Origin of the sequence: Nocardioides sp. Root682, from assembly GCF_001427795.1 — a bacterium.
Taxonomy (GTDB): Bacteria; Actinomycetota; Actinomycetes; order Propionibacteriales; family Nocardioidaceae; genus Nocardioides.
The window spans coordinates 896,729-911,647 of sequence record NZ_LMHJ01000003.1; the positions used below are offsets into that span (position 1 = coordinate 896,729).

The window sequence follows — 14,919 nt, forward strand, 5'->3', positions numbered from 1 at the left end:
CTCTCCTCACATGACCGAATCCTCTGCTGCAGCCGGCTCCGTCACCTCCTCGACCGGCCAGGTCAACCTCGCCGTCATCCCCGGTGACGGCATCGGTCCCGAGGTCACCGCCGAAGCGCTCAAGGTGCTCGAGGTGGCCGCGCCCGCCGAGGTGAAGTTCGCCCAGACGCAGTACAACCTCGGTGCCGAGAACTACCTCGCGACCGGTGAGGTGCTCGCCGACAGCGTTCTCGAGGAGATCCGCGGCCAGGACGCGATCCTGCTCGGCGCGGTCGGCGGCAAGCCGAACGACCCCAACCTGCCGCCCGGCATCCTCGAGCGTGGCCTGCTGCTCCGCCTGCGCTTCGAGCTCGACCACTACGTCAACCTGCGTCCGTCGCAGCTGTTCCCCGGCGCGACGTCGCCTCTGTCCGAAGCCGTCCTCGGCAAGGGAGACATCGACTTCGTCGTGGTCCGTGAGGGCACCGAGGGTCCCTACACCGGCAACGGTGGCGCGCTGCGCGTCGGCACGCCGGCCGAGGTCGCGACCGAGGTCTCGGTCAACACGGCCTTCGGCGTGGAGCGGGTCATCCGCGACGCCTTCGCCCGCGCCCGGAAGCGCCCGCGCAAGAAGCTGACGCTGGTCCACAAGACCAACGTGCTGGTCAACGCGGGCTCGGTCTGGTGGCGGTTGTTCGAGGAGGTGGCCAAGGAGTTCCCGGACGTCACGACCGACTACAGCCACATCGACGCCGTGATGATCTACCTGACCACCGACCCGCAGCGCTTCGACGTGATCGTCACCGACAACCTGTTCGGCGACATCATCACCGACCTGGCGGCCGCCATCACCGGTGGCATCGGCCTGGCCGCGTCGGGCAACGTCAACCCCGACCGCACCGCGCCGTCGATGTTCGAGCCGGTCCACGGCTCGGCACCCGACATCGCCGGCCAGCTGATCGCCGACCCGACGGCCGCGATCCTGTCCGGTGCGCTCCTGCTCGACCACCTCGGCCACCCCGAGGCCGCTGCCCGCATCGAGACCGCCGTACTGGCGGACCTTGCTGCGCGCACGCCGGGCCAGTCGCGTCGTACGCCCGAGGTGGGCGACGCGATCGCAGCCCGAGTAGCCGGCTGACCGCGCCCTCTGCGGCGCGGCCCGGCCTGCTTCTCCCACCCGCGACCCCAGAGGACTAATCTCGTGACCATGCAGATCACCACCACCCTTTCTGCGGAACAGACCGACGACGCACGGCTGGCAGAGATCCTGTCCAACCCGGGCTTCGGCGTGCACTTCTCCGACCACATGTTCACCGTCGAATGGACCCCCGAAAAGGGTTGGTACGACGCCCGGATCACGCCCTACGGGCCGATCACCCTCGACCCGGCCGCGGCCGTCCTGCACTACGCGCAGGAGACGTTCGAGGGCATGAAGGCCTACCGGCACCCAAGTGAAGATGGCGACTCGATCTGGCTGTTCCGCCCCGAGGCCAACGCGGCGCGGATGGAGCGGTCCAGCCACCGCCTCGCGCTGCCGGTGCTCGACCCCGCCGACTTCGTGCAGGCCGTTGAGGCCCTGGTCAAGGTCGACGCGCGCTGGGTGCCGGACAACAGCGACGGTGGCGAGAAGAGCCTCTACCTGCGCCCGTTCATGTTCGCCTCCGAGAAGTTCCTCGGGGTGCGGCCCGCGCAGCACGTCACCTTCATGGTGATCGCGAGCCCCGCGGGCGCCTACTTCAAGGGCGGCATCAAGCCGGTCACCCTGTGGCTGACCGAGGACTACACCCGCGCCGGTCGCGGTGGCATGGGCGCGGCCAAGACGGGTGGCAACTACGCCAGCTCGCTGGTCGCCCAGCAGGAGGCCTACGCCCAGGGCTGTGACCAGGTCGTGTTCCTCGACGCCCAGGAGGGCAAGTACGTCGAGGAGCTCGGCGGGATGAACATGTACTTCGTCTACGACGACGGTTCGATCGTCACGCCCGAGACCGGCACCATCCTCGAGGGCATCACGCGTGCCTCGATCATCGAGCTCGCCGGCAAGATGGGCCACCAGGTCACCGAGCGCCGCTTCGGGATCGACGAGTGGCGCGCCGACGTGGCCAGCGGCCGGATCACCGAGATCTTCGCCTGCGGCACTGCCGCCGTCGTCACGCCCGTGGGATCGCTGAAGACCAAGGACGGCGAAGTGCCGGCGCCCCCGAGCCAGGACCTGACCAAGCGGATCCGCGAGGCGCTCGTGGGCGTGCAGCTGGGTCGGGCCGAGGACACCTTCGGCTGGATGCACGAAGTCGTTTGATTGCGCGAGAGCGTCTTCGCTTCGGTGGGGGGCAGCAAGCTGCCGGAGCTTCGCTCCCGCCGCGCTGCCGCGCCGCGGTTGTCTTTCGTAGGTCCTTCCTTGGTCTGGCGGCAAGACGACGGTGGCTGTCGGCGGTGAAACCGCGGTGATGCCGCGGTGAAACCGGCAGCCAGCACGCTCCTTCCATGAGCCGGGTCGATCCCCGGCCGCGAAGGAGCAACCATGACTGCCACCCCTGCAGTGCACGCCACCGGTCTCGTGAAGACCTTCGGCGCGTTCCGCGCCGTCGACGGCATCGACCTCGAAGTCCGTCAGGGCGAGATCTACGGCGTCCTCGGCCCCAACGGCGCCGGCAAGACCACCACGTTGAAGATGCTCGCCACGTTGCTGCCCATCGATGGTGGGCACGCGGAGATCTTCGGGGTCGACGTACGCCGCGAGCCGCACCGGATCCGTCAGCTGGTCGGCGTCACCGGGCAGTACGCCTCGGTCGACGAGAACCTGACCGGTACCGAGAACCTCGTCCTGTTCGCCCGTCTGCTCGGTCAGTCGAGCAGGCAGGCGCGTCGTACGGCCGCTGACCTGCTGGGCCGCTTCGGCCTCGAGGAGGCGTCCGACCGCCAGATCCAGAACTTCTCCGGCGGCATGCGACGCCGGCTCGACCTCGCAGCGTCGCTGATCGCCCGGCCGCCGCTGATCTTCCTCGACGAGCCGACCACCGGTCTGGACCCGCGCACGCGCGGCCAGATGTGGGACACGATCCGCGAGCTCGTGGCCCAGGGTTCGACGATCCTGCTGACGACGCAGTACCTCGACGAGGCCGACCAGCTCGCCGACCGGATCGCCGTCATTGACCGCGGCCGCAAGGTCGCCGAGGGCACGCCCGACCAGCTCAAGGAGAGCGTCGGCAGCTCGACCCTGCACCTGCGGGTGGCCGACCGCGACCAGACGACGCGGGCCGCGTCGATCGTCGAGCGGGTGCTGGGAGAGGCGCCCGTGCTGACCCCGGAGGCCGGCGGACTCAACATCGCCCTCACCGATGCCAACCGCACGGCCGACGTCCTCATCGCGTTGCGCCAGGGCGACGTGGACATCACCACCGCCGCCGTACGCCAACCCACCCTCGACGAGGTGTTCCTGACCCTGACCGGTCACCACGCCGAGGACGACCACGCCGACGACCACGCCGACGACCACGAGGAGGTGGCCTGATGACCACCCTGCTTCCGGACCTTCCCACCACCGCCGTGCCGGCCGCACCGGGCGCCGATCGCGTCCTGGCCGCCCGGCCCTCCCTGCGCGACACGGTCAACCAGACCCTGGCCATGGCGTGGCGCGCCACGAAGAAGATGCGCCGCAACCCCGAGCAGTTCTTCGACGTGACGCTGCAGCCGATCCTGTTCACCGCGATGTTCGCCTACATCTTCGGCGGTGCGGTCTCGGGCTCCGTGGCCGACTACCTGCCGCTGATCATCCCGGGCATCCTCGCGCAGACCGCACTGACCGCGTGCATGGCGACGGGGACCCAGATGCGCGAGGACATGGACAAGGGCGTCTTCGACCGCTTCAAGTCCTTGCCGATCGCGCGCATCGCCCCCTTGGCTGGACCGATGCTCGCGGACCTCATCCGCTACGGCACCGCCGCGACGATCACCATCCTCGTCGGCATCGCGATGGGCTACCGCCCGGGCGGCGGCGTCCTCGGTGTTCTCGCCGGCTGGGCGCTCACGATCTTCGCCGGCTGGTCGCTGTCGTGGATCTTCGCCTGGCTCGGCACGGTCGCGCGCTCGGCGCAGGCCGTGCAGGGGATCGGGATGATGATCATGTTCCCGCTGACCTTCCTGTCCAACGCGTTCGTCCCGATGGACACGCTGCCGGGCTGGCTCGAGGCCTTCGTGAAGATCAACCCGGTCTCGCACGTGGTGACCGCGGTGCGTGACCTGATGAACGACGGCAACGTCACCGTCCAGGTCGGTTGGGCCCTGCTCGGCTGCGCCGTGGTGGTCGCTGTCTTCGCCCCGCTGGCGGTGCGGACCTACTTCCGCAAGATGTGACTCAGAGGATGCGTCCGACGGCGGCGCGGGCTTCGACCAGGAGGTCGGGTCCGCGCCGTTCGCCGTACTCGGCCTCGACGGCGGCCAGGACGCCGGGCGCGTGCTCCGCACACAACGCCTGCGCCCGGTCCCACTGCATCGTCGGGGCGAACCGGTAGTAGGAGAACCGGTCTGCCAGCACCAGGACCCGTACGGCGTCGGGGGCCGGACCGTCGGTGCGCAACAGGGCCCACAGGCCGAGGCCGAACAACACCAGTCCCGCAACGGGAAAGTCCATGAACGGCTGTTCCGGGTCCAGTGCGCCGAGCGCCTTGGCCGCCAGTGACGCCTGCAGATCGCTGCCGTCGTCGCCGTGACCGTAGAGGGCGAAGGCCGAAACGGCGGCGGCCTCACCCGAGATCGCCCACGGGGTGACCTGCTCCTCCGAGCCGGGCAGGCGCATCGCCCGGCTCGCCTCGGCGGCCGCCCGGTGCAGCCGCAGTCCCTCGGCGACGTCGTCGGTGGCGAGCGCCAGCTCAGCGCGGGTGCGCATGATCGCGACGTCTCCGCCGGGCAGGCCCGTGGGCGCGAGTGCGGCAAGCTCGGCGATCTGGGAGGCAGCCCCCGACAGGTCGCCGCGGATCATCGTCGAGGTCGCCACGATCGCCCGGTTCTGGACCGCGTCGTCCACGGCCCCGAGCCGTTCGAGCACCGGCAGGGCGAGCAGCGCGTGCTCGGCCGCGCGCTCGGCGTCGCCGAGCTGTGCGTGCAGCTCGGCCAGCTGGGCGTCGATCATCGCTCGCCGCCATGGGCCTTCCTCGACATGGACCAGCGGCAGCGCCTGGTGCAGGGCATCGACGGCGCCGCCGGGGTCGCCGTTGTTCTCCCACTGATGGGCCGCCCACTGCAGCGCGAGGCAGCGCACCCACGGATCGGGATCCTCGATCAGGTGGGTCAGGTCGGTGGCGACGCCTTCGGTCTGGGCGAGGGTGACCCGCACCAGGGCAGCCAAGGCCGGATGTGCGGTGTCGTGACCGAGCGCCTCCAGCTGTCCGGTGAGCTGCTCGGCCCCGCCGGAGCCGGTGAACCGCACGCTGAACAACGTGGCGCACAGCGCGGAGCGGGCGGTGTCGGTGAGAGCCGGCGACACCTCCCACCCGTCGAGCGCCCGGCCCACGGCAGGCGCGACGGCCATGCTGCGGAAGTGGTCGCCGCTGATGGACCAGTAGCCGCCGAGGGTCGCGAACAGCACGGCCACGGCGTCCTGGTCACCCGCGCCGATGGCCTCCCTCAGGATGTCGGCGAGGTTGGTCTCCTCCTCGCGGAGCCGGTCCATCGCCTCGACCTGGTCGGTGTTGAAGAGCCGTCGACCCTCGCGGCTCGCGAGGTCGACGGCCCACGACTGCAACGCGTTCGACACCTTGCCGGACTCGCCCGCGGCCTCGCGCTGGAGGCGGCCGAACTCGCGGACCGTCTCGAGCATCCGGAAGCGCGTGCCGTCGTCGGTGTCGCTCACGACGAGCAGCGACTGCTCGACGAGGTCCTCGACGGTCTCGAGCGCGTCGTCGCCGAGGACGGCGCCGGCGGCCTCGAGCGTGAACCCGTCGTGGAAGGCAGAGAGGTATCGCCATGCGCGGCGTTCGCGCTCCTCCAGCAGGTTCCAGGACCAGTCGATGACGGCCAGGAGGGTGCGGTGCCGGTCCGGTGCGCTGCGGTCCCCGCCGCGGAGCAGGGCGAAGCGGTCGTCGAGCCGGCGGGCGATCTCGGCCGGGTGCATCACCCGGACCTTGGCGGCAGCCAGCTCGATCGCCAGCGGCAGGCCGTCGAGGCGGTCCACCACCGCGCGAACGTCCACCTCGTCGAGCCGGACCCCTGGTCGTGCTGCGGCCGCCCGGGTGCAGAAGAGCTCGACCGCGTCGTCGGAGCCCAGGTGGGGGAGCAGGTGCACGTGCTCGGCCGCGATGGCGAGCGGCGAGCGGGTCGTCGTCAGGACCCGCAGCTCACGGGTGGTCGCCACCAGGAACGCCACCAGGTCGGCGACCGCGTCCACGATGTGCTCGCAGTTGTCGAGGACCAGGAGGGTGGGCGCCTGGTCGAGGTGCTGCGCGATCCTGGCCCGTACGTCGGCCCGCTGCTCCGGTGTGAGGGTACGACGCCCGCTGACCGAGTCGCGGACACCGAGCGCCGAGCCGACCTCGCCGATGAGGTCCTCGGCTGCGGTGACGCCGACCAGCTCGACGAAGTGGACGACCGGCTGGGTCGCGGCGCGCGCGACCGTGTGCGCGAGACGCGTCTTGCCGAGCCCGCCGGGCCCGACGATCGACACGACTCGTGCGCTGGTGAGCAGCGCACCGATGGTGCGCAGGTCGGCGTCGCGCCCGAGGAGCGGCCCGGCGTCGTACCGCAGGCCCTCCCGGACCGGGCTGTCCAGCGCCAGCAGCTCGCGGTGCACGCGTTGGAGGTCCGGGCCGGGATCAGCTCCGGTGCGATCGCGGACTCTCTGCCGGTGGCGTTCGAAGCGATCCAGGGCAGCCGCCGGACCGCGCACCGCGCCCTCGGCGCGAAGGAGGTCGACCAGCAGTGGTTCGTCGTTGGGTGCGCTGTCGGAGGCGGCCTCCAACAGGGGCAGCGCCTCGGCGTGCTGGCCCGACCGTTCGAGAGCACGGGCCCGCACCAGTGCGGCGGTGCGCAGGTCGTCCGTGGCCCGGCGCCGGACCTCGGCCAGGGGACCGTTCTCGGCGTCGGCGACGCCCGAGGGCGCGAGGGCGAGGGCTTCCTCCGCGTGTGCGCGCGCTGCCGGTGCGTCGTCGGACAGTGCCTTCCGGGCGAGCTGCGCGCAGCGGCGCAGGTGCAGCGCGTCGATCTGGGTGGGGGCGACCTGGAGCCGGTAGCCGTCTCCTTCGGTGACCAGCGTCTCGGCGCCGACGACGGATCGGACCCGGGAGACCAGGACCTGCAGTGCCTTGCCGGGATTGGCAGGGACGTCCTCGCCCCAGACGAGGTCGACGAGCCGGTCGGTGCCGACGGTGCGCCCCGCGTCGACGAGCGCGGCGAGCAGTGCCTGCGGGCGATCGCCGGGAATCGCCGTACCGTCCCACTGCACGCCGTCGAGAAGTGTCAGGCGGAAGGGCACGTCGGCAGTCTAGGAGGCGGCTGCACCCCAGAAGGTGGCGAGCGCCGCGGCGACCTGTGCCGGGTGCGTGACGACCAGTCCGTGATCGGCACCGGGCACGAAGACATCGGTGGCGGCCGGGAACCAGGAGAGCACGGTGGTGCGGACCTCCGCCCACCACGGACCGCTCTCGGCTGCCCCGACGTGCAGCACGGGGCAGCCGATCCGCAGGGCGTCCTCGGCGGTGAAGTCCCAGCCCAGCAGGGCAGGAAGGTCCTGGTCGAAGAAGGTCGCGGCGTCCCGGCGCATCTGGAGGCGGGCGTCGGGCACCTGGTGCTCGAGGGCGGACCACCACTCGGGCGTGGTGGTCCGGTCCCAGAAGGCGTCCAGCGCCGCGTCCGGCCCGTGCTCCGCGCAGAGGGACATCAGGTCCACGCAGACCGCGACGAAGTCGTCGTGGTGGCTGGTGATCAGCGGCGGCGGTTCGACGAGAGTGAGGGTGCGGACCAGGCCGGGAGCGTGTGCGGCCAGCTCCAGGGCGACCGCGGCGGAGTAGGAGTAGCCGACGACGTCCACGGCCGGTAGGTGGAGCGACTCCAGGAGCGCGACACAGTCGGCGGCATCCCGCGCGATGGAGCCCGGGACCTCGGGTCCACGCCCGGTGTATCCCCGGCGGTGCTGGAGGATCCGCCGCCGGCCCGCCAGGGCCGGCTCGCTGGCCAGGGGCAGCAGCTCGTCCGCGCCCAGGCCGGTCTGGATGAACAGCACGGCATCGCCGGTGCCGAGGTCCAGGAACGACATGGCTCATCGTGGCACGGGGGCGGGTCGATGCGCGGTGCTTCACTGTCCCCATGGCGCACCCGATCATGTTCAGCGACGACGACCCGGGCCTCGCCGAGCTGCGGAGGATCTGCCTGGCGCTGCCCGGCGCCGAGGAGAAGGTCAGCCACGGTCGGCCCACCTTCCGCGCCGGCAAGATCTTCGCGGTCTACGGGGGCTCCGAAAAGCTCAGTCCCGGCGACCACCGGATGGTGCCGAGCGCCTTCATCTTCACCCCCGACAGCGTCGACCTGCCCGCGATCGACGAGGACGAGCGCTTCTTCGTGCCCGCCTACTACGGGCCGTACGGCGGCCGGGCGATCGACCTGGCTGCACCGGACATCGACTGGACCGAGATCGCCGAGCTCGCGGACGCGTCGTACCGCCGGATCGCCTCGAAGCGGCTGGTCGCCGAGCTCGACGCGCGCGGTTGACGTTCACGGTGACGTTGATGTGGCGCACGGCTGGGTAATCTCGGTTCGTGACGATGCGACCCGAGAGTGGCGCGCCCACTCGCGTGGGCGACTACTCGCTGCTGACGCAGCTCGGCGAAGGCGGGATGGGCATCGTCCACCTCGCCCAGGGCCCCGACGGACGCCGGGTCGCACTGAAGGTCCTGCGACCGCAGATCGTGGGTGACAAGGAGGCCCGCGGCCGCCTCGCGCGCGAGGTCAGCTCACTGACCCGGATCCGCAGCCCCTGGGTGGCCGAGATGCTCGCTGCCGACCCGTGGGCGGAGATTCCCTACGTCGTCACCCGCTACGTCCCGGGGCTCACGCTCCACGAGCACGTCGCGGCCGAGGGCTCGATCGAGGGCCGCGACCTGCACTGGCTCGCGGGCTGCCTGGCCGAGGGGCTCGCCGCGGTGCACGCCGTCGGCGTGCTGCACCGCGACATCAAGCCCGGCAACGTGCTGATGGAGGGCCGCACCCCGATCCTGATCGACTTCGGCCTGGCCCGGGTCGCCGACGACATCCGCCTCACCCAGACCGGCTGGCTGCTCGGGACACCCGGCTACCTCGCGCCCGAGATCCTGTACGGCGACGACGCGACCCCCGCTGCCGACGTGCACGCGTGGGCAGCGACCGTGGCGTACGCCGCGACCGGGCGTGCGCCGTACGGCCGTGGGCCGGCGATGGCGATCATGGACCGAACCCGCCGCGGTCAGCACGACCTGTCCGGCATCGAGCAACCGCTGGCCGACGTGCTCGCGATGGCGTTGAACCCCGATCCGCTGGAGCGTCCGCTGCTGGAGGAGGTGCTGGCGTGGATCCGCCCGCTGAGCACCCGCCCTGAGCTCCCGCAGGTGGCGCCCCCGGGCGGGGTGTTCGCGACGAACGCCCCGGTCGACGACGACTTCACCCTGCCGCTGGCCCTGGCCGCCCAGGCGTCGCCGCCTGCGCCGCCGACACCGCGGACCATCGCTGAGGAGTACCCGCCGCCCCCGCCGCTGTCGGTGGTGGCACCCTTGCCGCTCACGATTCCCGGGACGGCGGTCCACCTGCCGCCCCCGCCGACCGTGATGGACCGGATCGAGCGCGAGTGGGACCAGGCGCACGGCTTCGATCCGGACGCTCCCTTCGCGCCCCAGCCGAAGGCGCCGCTGGGGGAGCGGCTGCGCCGCTGGACGGCCATCGGGGTGGCGGCCATCGCGCTCGGCGCCGGGTTCGCCGCGGCGCCGTGGATCGCCACGCTCGCGGTGGTGCTGGCCGTGTGGCTGCTGCGCGCCGGGTCGCTCGCCGCCTCGGCGGTCGCGGATCGTCGTACCGTCCGGGGCATCAAGTGGTACGACGGCCTCCGCCTCATCACGACCAGCCCGTGGCACCTGGTCCGCGCGATCACCGGCACGGTCGTCCTGGTGGCGTGGAGTGCCGGACTCGGGCTCGCGGCGGGCCTGATCTGCTACGCCTTCGCCCTCGACGTGCCGAGCACCCTGATGGCCTGCGGCGCGACACTGGGCGTCGCGCTGTGGTCGGGACCGGGCGCCAGCCGGTTCCGCTCGCCGATCGCGCGGGTGCTGTACCCGGCCTGTCGCCCGACGCTGCCCTGGCTGTTCTGTTGTGCCGGTCTGCTCGCGGTCTCGGCGGTCCTCGGCGTGCTGGTGGCCGGTCAGGGCACCCACTGGGTCCCGTGGTCGAACGGGCCTTTCGGACTCTGACCCGGCGTCCCGATGTTTCGTGGCAAACTGGGTCCGTGACCAGCACCACGATCATTACGTAGCGCGTCCGCACGTCGGACGCGCCAGCCTCTCGTTCTCGGGAGGCTTTTGTTTTGCCCGGGTCATGACCAACAGAGGGATTCGATGAACCAGCTCGACCAGCCGCTCGACCTGCACGGCGCGTTCCACGTCTACGACACGACGCTGCGTGACGGCATGCAGCAGGAGGGCCTCAACCCGACTGTCGCCGACAAGCTCGCGATCGCCCGCCACCTGGACGGTCTCGGCGTGGGCTTCATCGAGGGCGGCTGGCCCGGCGCGAACCCGAAGGACACCGAGTTCTTCCGACGCGCCGTCCACGAGCTCGACCTCAAGCACGCGCGGCTCACCGCCTTCGGAGCCACCCGCAAGGCCGGTATCCGCGCCGCCGACGACCCGCAGGTCGCCGGGTTGCGCGACAGCGGCGCCAGCGTGGTCACGCTCGTCGCGAAGTCCCACATCGGCCACGTCGAGAAGGCCCTCCGCACCACGCCGGAGGAGAACCTGGCGATGGTGCGCGACACGGTGAGCCACCTGCGCGCCGAGGGCCAGCAGGTCTTCCTCGACGCCGAGCACTTCTTCGACGGCTACCGGCTGGACCGCGACTACGCGCTCGAGGTGCTGCGGACGGCGTACGACGCCGGCGCCGAGGTGATCGCCCTGTGCGACACCAACGGCGGCATGCTCCCCGGCTGGGTCGCCGACGTCGTCAACGACGTCGTGCAGACGGCCGGCGTCCGCGTCGGGATCCACTGCCACAACGACACGGGGCTGGCCGTTGCGAACACGCTCGCCGCCGTCGATGCGGGTGCGACGCACGTCCAGGGCTGCATCAACGGCTACGGCGAGCGCACGGGCAACGCCGACCTCGTCAACGTGGTCGCCAACCTCGAGCTCAAGCTGGACCGCCAGGTGCTGCCGCCCGGACTGCTGCGTGAAGCGACCCGGATCGCGCACGCGGTCGCCGAGGTGACCAACGTGCCGCCCGCCGCGCGCCAGCCGTACGTCGGCACGTCGGCCTTCGCCCACAAGGCCGGCCTGCATGCCAGCGCGATCAAGATCGACCCGGACCTCTACCAGCACATGGACCCCGCCGGCGTCGGCAACGACATGAGGCTGCTGGTGTCCGAGATGGCCGGTCGCGCGTCGATCGAGCTCAAGGGCAAGGAGCTCGGCTTCGACCTGTCGGACTCGCCGGAGATCGTCAACCGGGTGACCGCCCGGGTCAAGGAGATGGAGTCGCGCGGCTACACCTTCGAGGCCGCCGACGCGTCCTTCGAGCTGCTGCTCGCCGAGGAGGTCGAGGGCCAGCGGCCGTCGTACTTCCAGATCGAGAGCTGGCGGGTCATCACCGAGACGCTGACCCACGCCCAGCCGGGCGAGGAGGCCGTCTCTGAGGCCACCGTGAAGCTGCAGGCCGACGGAGTTCGCTTCGTCGTCACGGGCGAGGGCAACGGTCCGGTCAACGCGCTGGACCAGGCGCTGCGCTCCGCAATCGGACAGGCGTTTCCCGAGATCGCGAAGTTCGAGCTGATCGACTTCAAGGTGCGGATCCTGGACCAGGGCCACGGCACCGACGCGATCACGCGGGTGCTGATCGAGACCACCGACGGGGAGTCCACGTGGGTCACCGTCGGCGTCGGCGCCAACGTGATCGAGGCGTCGTGGGAAGCCCTCGTCGACGCGCTGACGTTCGGAATCCTGCGCCACCACGCGGGCTGACTCGTCGCCGGTCGAGCCGGTCGCGACCTCAGCCGACGACGCGTCGTACCAGCTCTTCCCAGCCGGCCAGGACCTGCTCCTCGCTCATCTCGGCGGGTCCGAACTGCTGGCGCAGCACCGGCAGCGAGAGCGGCGCGACCAGCGCGGTGGCGAGGTACGGCAGGTTGCCCTCGACGCCGAGCTCGGCCAGCAGGATCCGCACGTGCATCGTGACGAAGCCGGTGACGGCGTAGTTCTCGCCCCAGGTGCGACCGGCGGCGTCGATCAGCGCGCCCTGCTGGAGGTGCAGGTGCATCCGGGACTCGCCGAACGCCAGCAGGCGCTCCATCGGCGGTGCCCCGGGGCCGAGCGGTGGCGGTCCGCCGATGACGGCCGCCTGCCACTCGCTCTCGGCGTGGTCGAGCAGGGAGGCCATCAGGCCCTCGCGACTGCCGAAGCGCCGGAACACCGTGCCCTTGCCGACGCCGGCCTTCGCCGCCACCGCCTCCATCGTCACGGCCTCGACGCTGCAGCCCTCGATCAGGTCGCTGGCCGCGACCAGCAGGGCCTCGCGGTTGCGCGCGGCATCACGTCGCTCGGTCGGCGGCGTGGTGAGCAGGGAGATGGGTTTCGACATGGCTCACCCAGCCTAGTTGGCGAAAGTTTTCCGGGACCCGGAATAGAAACGGACCGCGGTCCGTTTCGACCGGCATGACTACTTCTGAGACCACCCGCGTCGCCGTCCTCGTCGGCAGCCTCCGTGCCGACTCGCTCAACCGCAAGCTCGCCGAGGTCCTCCGTGACCAGGCGCCTGCCGGCGTGACCATCGACATCGTCGACGGTCTTGGCCAGATCCCCTTCTACAACGAGGACGTGGACGGCGAGAACGCCCCCGCTGCTGTCACCGCGCTGCGTGACGCCATCGGCGCCGCTGACCGCGTCCTGGTCATCACCCCCGAGTACAACGGCACCATGCCCGCCGTCCTGAACAACGCGATCGACTGGGCGTCGCGCCCGTTCGGCGAGGGTGCCATCAAGGGCAAGCCGTTCGCCGTCGTCGGCACCTCGGTCGGCCAGTTCGGCGGCAAGTGGGCCCACGACGACACCCGTCGCTCCGCCGGGGTGGCCGGCGCCGTCGTCGTCGAGGACGTCGACCTGGCCCACGCGTACGCCTGGGGCACCGACCCGTCGAGCGACGAGGAGACGATCGCGAAGTTCGTCGCCGCCCTCGGCGACCTCGCCGGCTTCACCCCCGAGGTCACCGCAGCCTGACCTCCCCCTGAGGACTACGGTCGGGGCGTGGCCGAACTGCACGACCTGACCGCCCTCGAGCAGGGGGAGCTGATCCGCTCCGGCGAGATCAGCCCCGTCGAGCTCACCGAGCACTACCTCGAACGCGCCGCGCGTCTCCCTCGGGAGTACGTCGACGGCGCGTTCGTGCATCGCGACCCGGATGCCGCGCGGCTGCGCGCCCGCGAGGTCGCCGCCGTGGGGCCGGTGGGCGACGGGGCGTCACCGCTCGCCGGCGTACCGACTGCGATCAAGGACCTCAACCTGACGGCGGGGGTGCCGACCGCCTTCGGGTCGCCGGCCTTCGCGGGCTACGTGCCCGAGGTCTCGGACGCGGTGACCCTGGCGATCGAGGCGGCCGGCATGGTCAGCCTCGGCAAGACGAGCACCCCCGAGTTCGGGTCGCCCTGCTACACCGAGCCCGAGGGGCGCCCACCTGCGGTGACGCCGTGGGACGTGACCCGGATGGCCGGTGGATCGTCGGGTGGCGCTGCCTCTGCCGTCGCGGCCGGCCTGGTGCCCGTCGCCCAGGGGTCGGACGGTGGCGGCTCGATCCGGATCCCGGCCTCCTGCTGCGGATTGGTGGGCCTCAAGCCGACCCGGGGCCGGATCAGCGGGTTCCCGATGTACGGCGACCCGGTGGGCCTCGCCGTCTCCGGGCCGATCGCGCGCACCGTCGGTGACGCGGCCGCGATGCTCGACGTGCTCGCAGGACGTCGAGCGGGTGACCCGTCGTGGGCGCCCGAGCCGTCCGGCACCTTCCTGTCCGCGGTGGGGCGCGAGCCCGGTCGGCTGCGGATCGCCTGCTTCGACGAACCGGTGATCGCCGACATCGAGGTGCACCCGGACGTGCGCCGCGCCTACCAGTCCGCCATCGCCCTGCTGACGTCCCTCGGGCACTCCGTCGAGGGCGTGCACGTGCCGATGCCGCGCGAGGCGGTCCCCGTCTTCGAGACCTGTTGGGCGGTGCTCACCGCGCTGTCGACGGTGCCGCTGTCCGCTGGTCAGCGCGGGACGCTGCGACCGCTGACGCGCTGGCTCGGCGATCGGGGAGCGGCGATCTCCGCGCCGGAGTTCGGGCTGGCGCTCGGCCAGCTGCGGCGGTACGCGGCCGAAGCGCTGGTCGCGCTGGCGCCGTACGACATCGTGCTCACGCCGACCCTGGCCACCCCGCCGCTGCCCGTCGGCGCGCTGCGCGACGACGACGACCCGGCTGCGGACTTCGAGGCGCAGAAGCGGTTCACGCCGTGGACGTCCGCGTGGAACGTCACCGGGATGCCGGCCATCTCGCTCCCGCTGCACCACACCCCCGACGGCCTCCCGGTCGGCATCATGCTCGCCGCCCGTCCTGCCGAGGAGGAGCTGTTGCTCTCCCTCGCCGCCCAGGTCGAGGCCGCCGCCCCGTGGAAGGACCGCCGCCCGCCGCTCTGGTGACACGCGAGGTGCGTGGGTTTCGCGCTCGAGGTGCGTGGGTTTCGCGGTCGAGGTGCGC

12 protein-coding genes are annotated in these 14,919 nt (G+C 71.6%); 9 read left to right on the top strand and 3 right to left on the bottom strand.

Annotation, left to right across the window (positions count from 1 at the left end; all coding sequences use genetic code 11):
- Nucleotides 1-10 precede the first annotated feature (10 nt).
- The 4 genes from ASD84_RS19600 to ASD84_RS19615 all read left to right on the top strand — a co-directional run bounded on the left by ASD84_RS19600 (nucleotide 11) and on the right by ASD84_RS19615 (nucleotide 4,329).
- Nucleotides 11-1,117: a 3-isopropylmalate dehydrogenase gene (locus ASD84_RS19600; protein WP_056714076.1), complete on the top strand. Its 1,107-nt coding sequence runs from the start codon at nucleotides 11-13 to the stop codon at nucleotides 1,115-1,117.
- 69 nt (nucleotides 1,118-1,186) lie between these two features.
- Nucleotides 1,187-2,275 carry a branched-chain amino acid aminotransferase gene (locus tag ASD84_RS19605; RefSeq protein ID WP_056714970.1) on the top strand — a complete coding sequence of 363 codons (1,089 nt, stop codon included), beginning with the start codon at nucleotides 1,187-1,189 and terminating at the stop codon, nucleotides 2,273-2,275.
- Between the two features lie 222 nt (nucleotides 2,276-2,497).
- Nucleotides 2,498-3,487, top strand: a complete 990-nt coding sequence (locus ASD84_RS19610; RefSeq protein WP_056714079.1) for an ATP-binding cassette domain-containing protein — start codon at nucleotides 2,498-2,500, stop codon at nucleotides 3,485-3,487.
- The gene (locus tag ASD84_RS19615; RefSeq protein WP_056714082.1) at nucleotides 3,487-4,329 is read left to right on the top strand and encodes an ABC transporter permease; all 843 of its coding nucleotides are present in this window, start codon (nucleotides 3,487-3,489) and stop codon (nucleotides 4,327-4,329) included. Before ASD84_RS19610 ends, ASD84_RS19615 begins: the two co-directional genes overlap by 1 nt.
- Nucleotide 4,330: 1 nt before the next feature.
- On the opposite strand, the gene ASD84_RS19620 is transcribed toward ASD84_RS19615, so the two are convergent.
- Both ASD84_RS19620 and ASD84_RS19625 read right to left on the bottom strand, forming a co-directional pair.
- Nucleotides 4,331-7,441, bottom strand: a complete 3,111-nt coding sequence (locus ASD84_RS19620; protein WP_056714086.1) for an ATP-binding protein — start codon at nucleotides 7,439-7,441, stop codon at nucleotides 4,331-4,333.
- A gap of 9 nt (nucleotides 7,442-7,450) precedes the next feature.
- Nucleotides 7,451-8,221, bottom strand: a complete 771-nt coding sequence (locus ASD84_RS19625; RefSeq protein ID WP_056714088.1) for an alpha/beta fold hydrolase — start codon at nucleotides 8,219-8,221, stop codon at nucleotides 7,451-7,453.
- A 50-nt stretch (nucleotides 8,222-8,271) separates the two neighbouring features.
- On the opposite strand from ASD84_RS19625, the gene ASD84_RS19630 reads away from it, so the two are divergent.
- From ASD84_RS19630 to cimA, 3 genes are all read left to right on the top strand, one after another.
- Complete coding sequence (locus ASD84_RS19630; protein ID WP_056714093.1) at nucleotides 8,272-8,673, top strand: MmcQ/YjbR family DNA-binding protein; 402 nt, start codon at nucleotides 8,272-8,274, stop codon at nucleotides 8,671-8,673.
- A gap of 53 nt (nucleotides 8,674-8,726) precedes the next feature.
- On the top strand, nucleotides 8,727-10,397 hold the full coding sequence (locus ASD84_RS19635) for a serine/threonine-protein kinase (RefSeq protein ID WP_235531232.1): 1,671 nt from the start codon (nucleotides 8,727-8,729) through the stop codon (nucleotides 10,395-10,397).
- A 144-nt stretch (nucleotides 10,398-10,541) separates the two neighbouring features.
- Entirely contained in the window at nucleotides 10,542-12,158 is a 1,617-nt protein-coding gene (gene cimA, locus ASD84_RS19640) for a citramalate synthase (RefSeq protein ID WP_056714100.1), read from the top strand.
- 28 nt (nucleotides 12,159-12,186) lie between these two features.
- On the opposite strand, the gene ASD84_RS19645 is transcribed toward cimA, so the two are convergent.
- Complete coding sequence (locus ASD84_RS19645; RefSeq protein WP_056714104.1) at nucleotides 12,187-12,774, bottom strand: TetR/AcrR family transcriptional regulator; 588 nt, start codon at nucleotides 12,772-12,774, stop codon at nucleotides 12,187-12,189.
- A 74-nt stretch (nucleotides 12,775-12,848) separates the two neighbouring features.
- Here ASD84_RS19645 and ASD84_RS19650 point away from each other — a divergent pair, with 74 nt between their 5' ends.
- Together ASD84_RS19650 and ASD84_RS19655 are read left to right on the top strand one after the other, a co-directional pair.
- Nucleotides 12,849-13,409, top strand: a complete 561-nt coding sequence (locus ASD84_RS19650) for an NADPH-dependent FMN reductase (protein ID WP_056714107.1) — start codon at nucleotides 12,849-12,851, stop codon at nucleotides 13,407-13,409.
- Nucleotides 13,410-13,436: 27 nt separating this feature from the next.
- Complete coding sequence (locus tag ASD84_RS19655) at nucleotides 13,437-14,861, top strand: amidase (RefSeq protein WP_056714110.1); 1,425 nt, start codon at nucleotides 13,437-13,439, stop codon at nucleotides 14,859-14,861.
- The last annotated feature ends 58 nt before the right edge of the window (nucleotides 14,862-14,919 follow it).

Excerpts from the sequence above, each read along its gene's own strand:
- ASD84_RS19600 (WP_056714076.1), top strand. The coding sequence starts at position 11 with ATGACCGAATCCTCTGCTGCAGCCGGCTCCGTCACCTCCTCGACCGGC.
- ASD84_RS19605 (WP_056714970.1), top strand. The coding sequence starts at position 1,187 with ATGCAGATCACCACCACCCTTTCTGCGGAACAGACCGACGACGCACGG.
- ASD84_RS19610 (WP_056714079.1), top strand. The coding sequence starts at position 2,498 with ATGACTGCCACCCCTGCAGTGCACGCCACCGGTCTCGTGAAGACCTTC.
- ASD84_RS19615 (WP_056714082.1), top strand. The coding sequence starts at position 3,487 with ATGACCACCCTGCTTCCGGACCTTCCCACCACCGCCGTGCCGGCCGCA.
- ASD84_RS19625 (WP_056714088.1), bottom strand. The coding sequence starts at position 8,221 with ATGTCGTTCCTGGACCTCGGCACCGGCGATGCCGTGCTGTTCATCCAG.
- ASD84_RS19630 (WP_056714093.1), top strand. The coding sequence starts at position 8,272 with ATGGCGCACCCGATCATGTTCAGCGACGACGACCCGGGCCTCGCCGAG.
- ASD84_RS19635 (WP_235531232.1), top strand. The coding sequence starts at position 8,727 with ATGCGACCCGAGAGTGGCGCGCCCACTCGCGTGGGCGACTACTCGCTG.
- cimA (WP_056714100.1), top strand. The coding sequence starts at position 10,542 with ATGAACCAGCTCGACCAGCCGCTCGACCTGCACGGCGCGTTCCACGTC.
- ASD84_RS19645 (WP_056714104.1), bottom strand. The coding sequence starts at position 12,774 with ATGTCGAAACCCATCTCCCTGCTCACCACGCCGCCGACCGAGCGACGT.
- ASD84_RS19650 (WP_056714107.1), top strand. The coding sequence starts at position 12,849 with ATGACTACTTCTGAGACCACCCGCGTCGCCGTCCTCGTCGGCAGCCTC.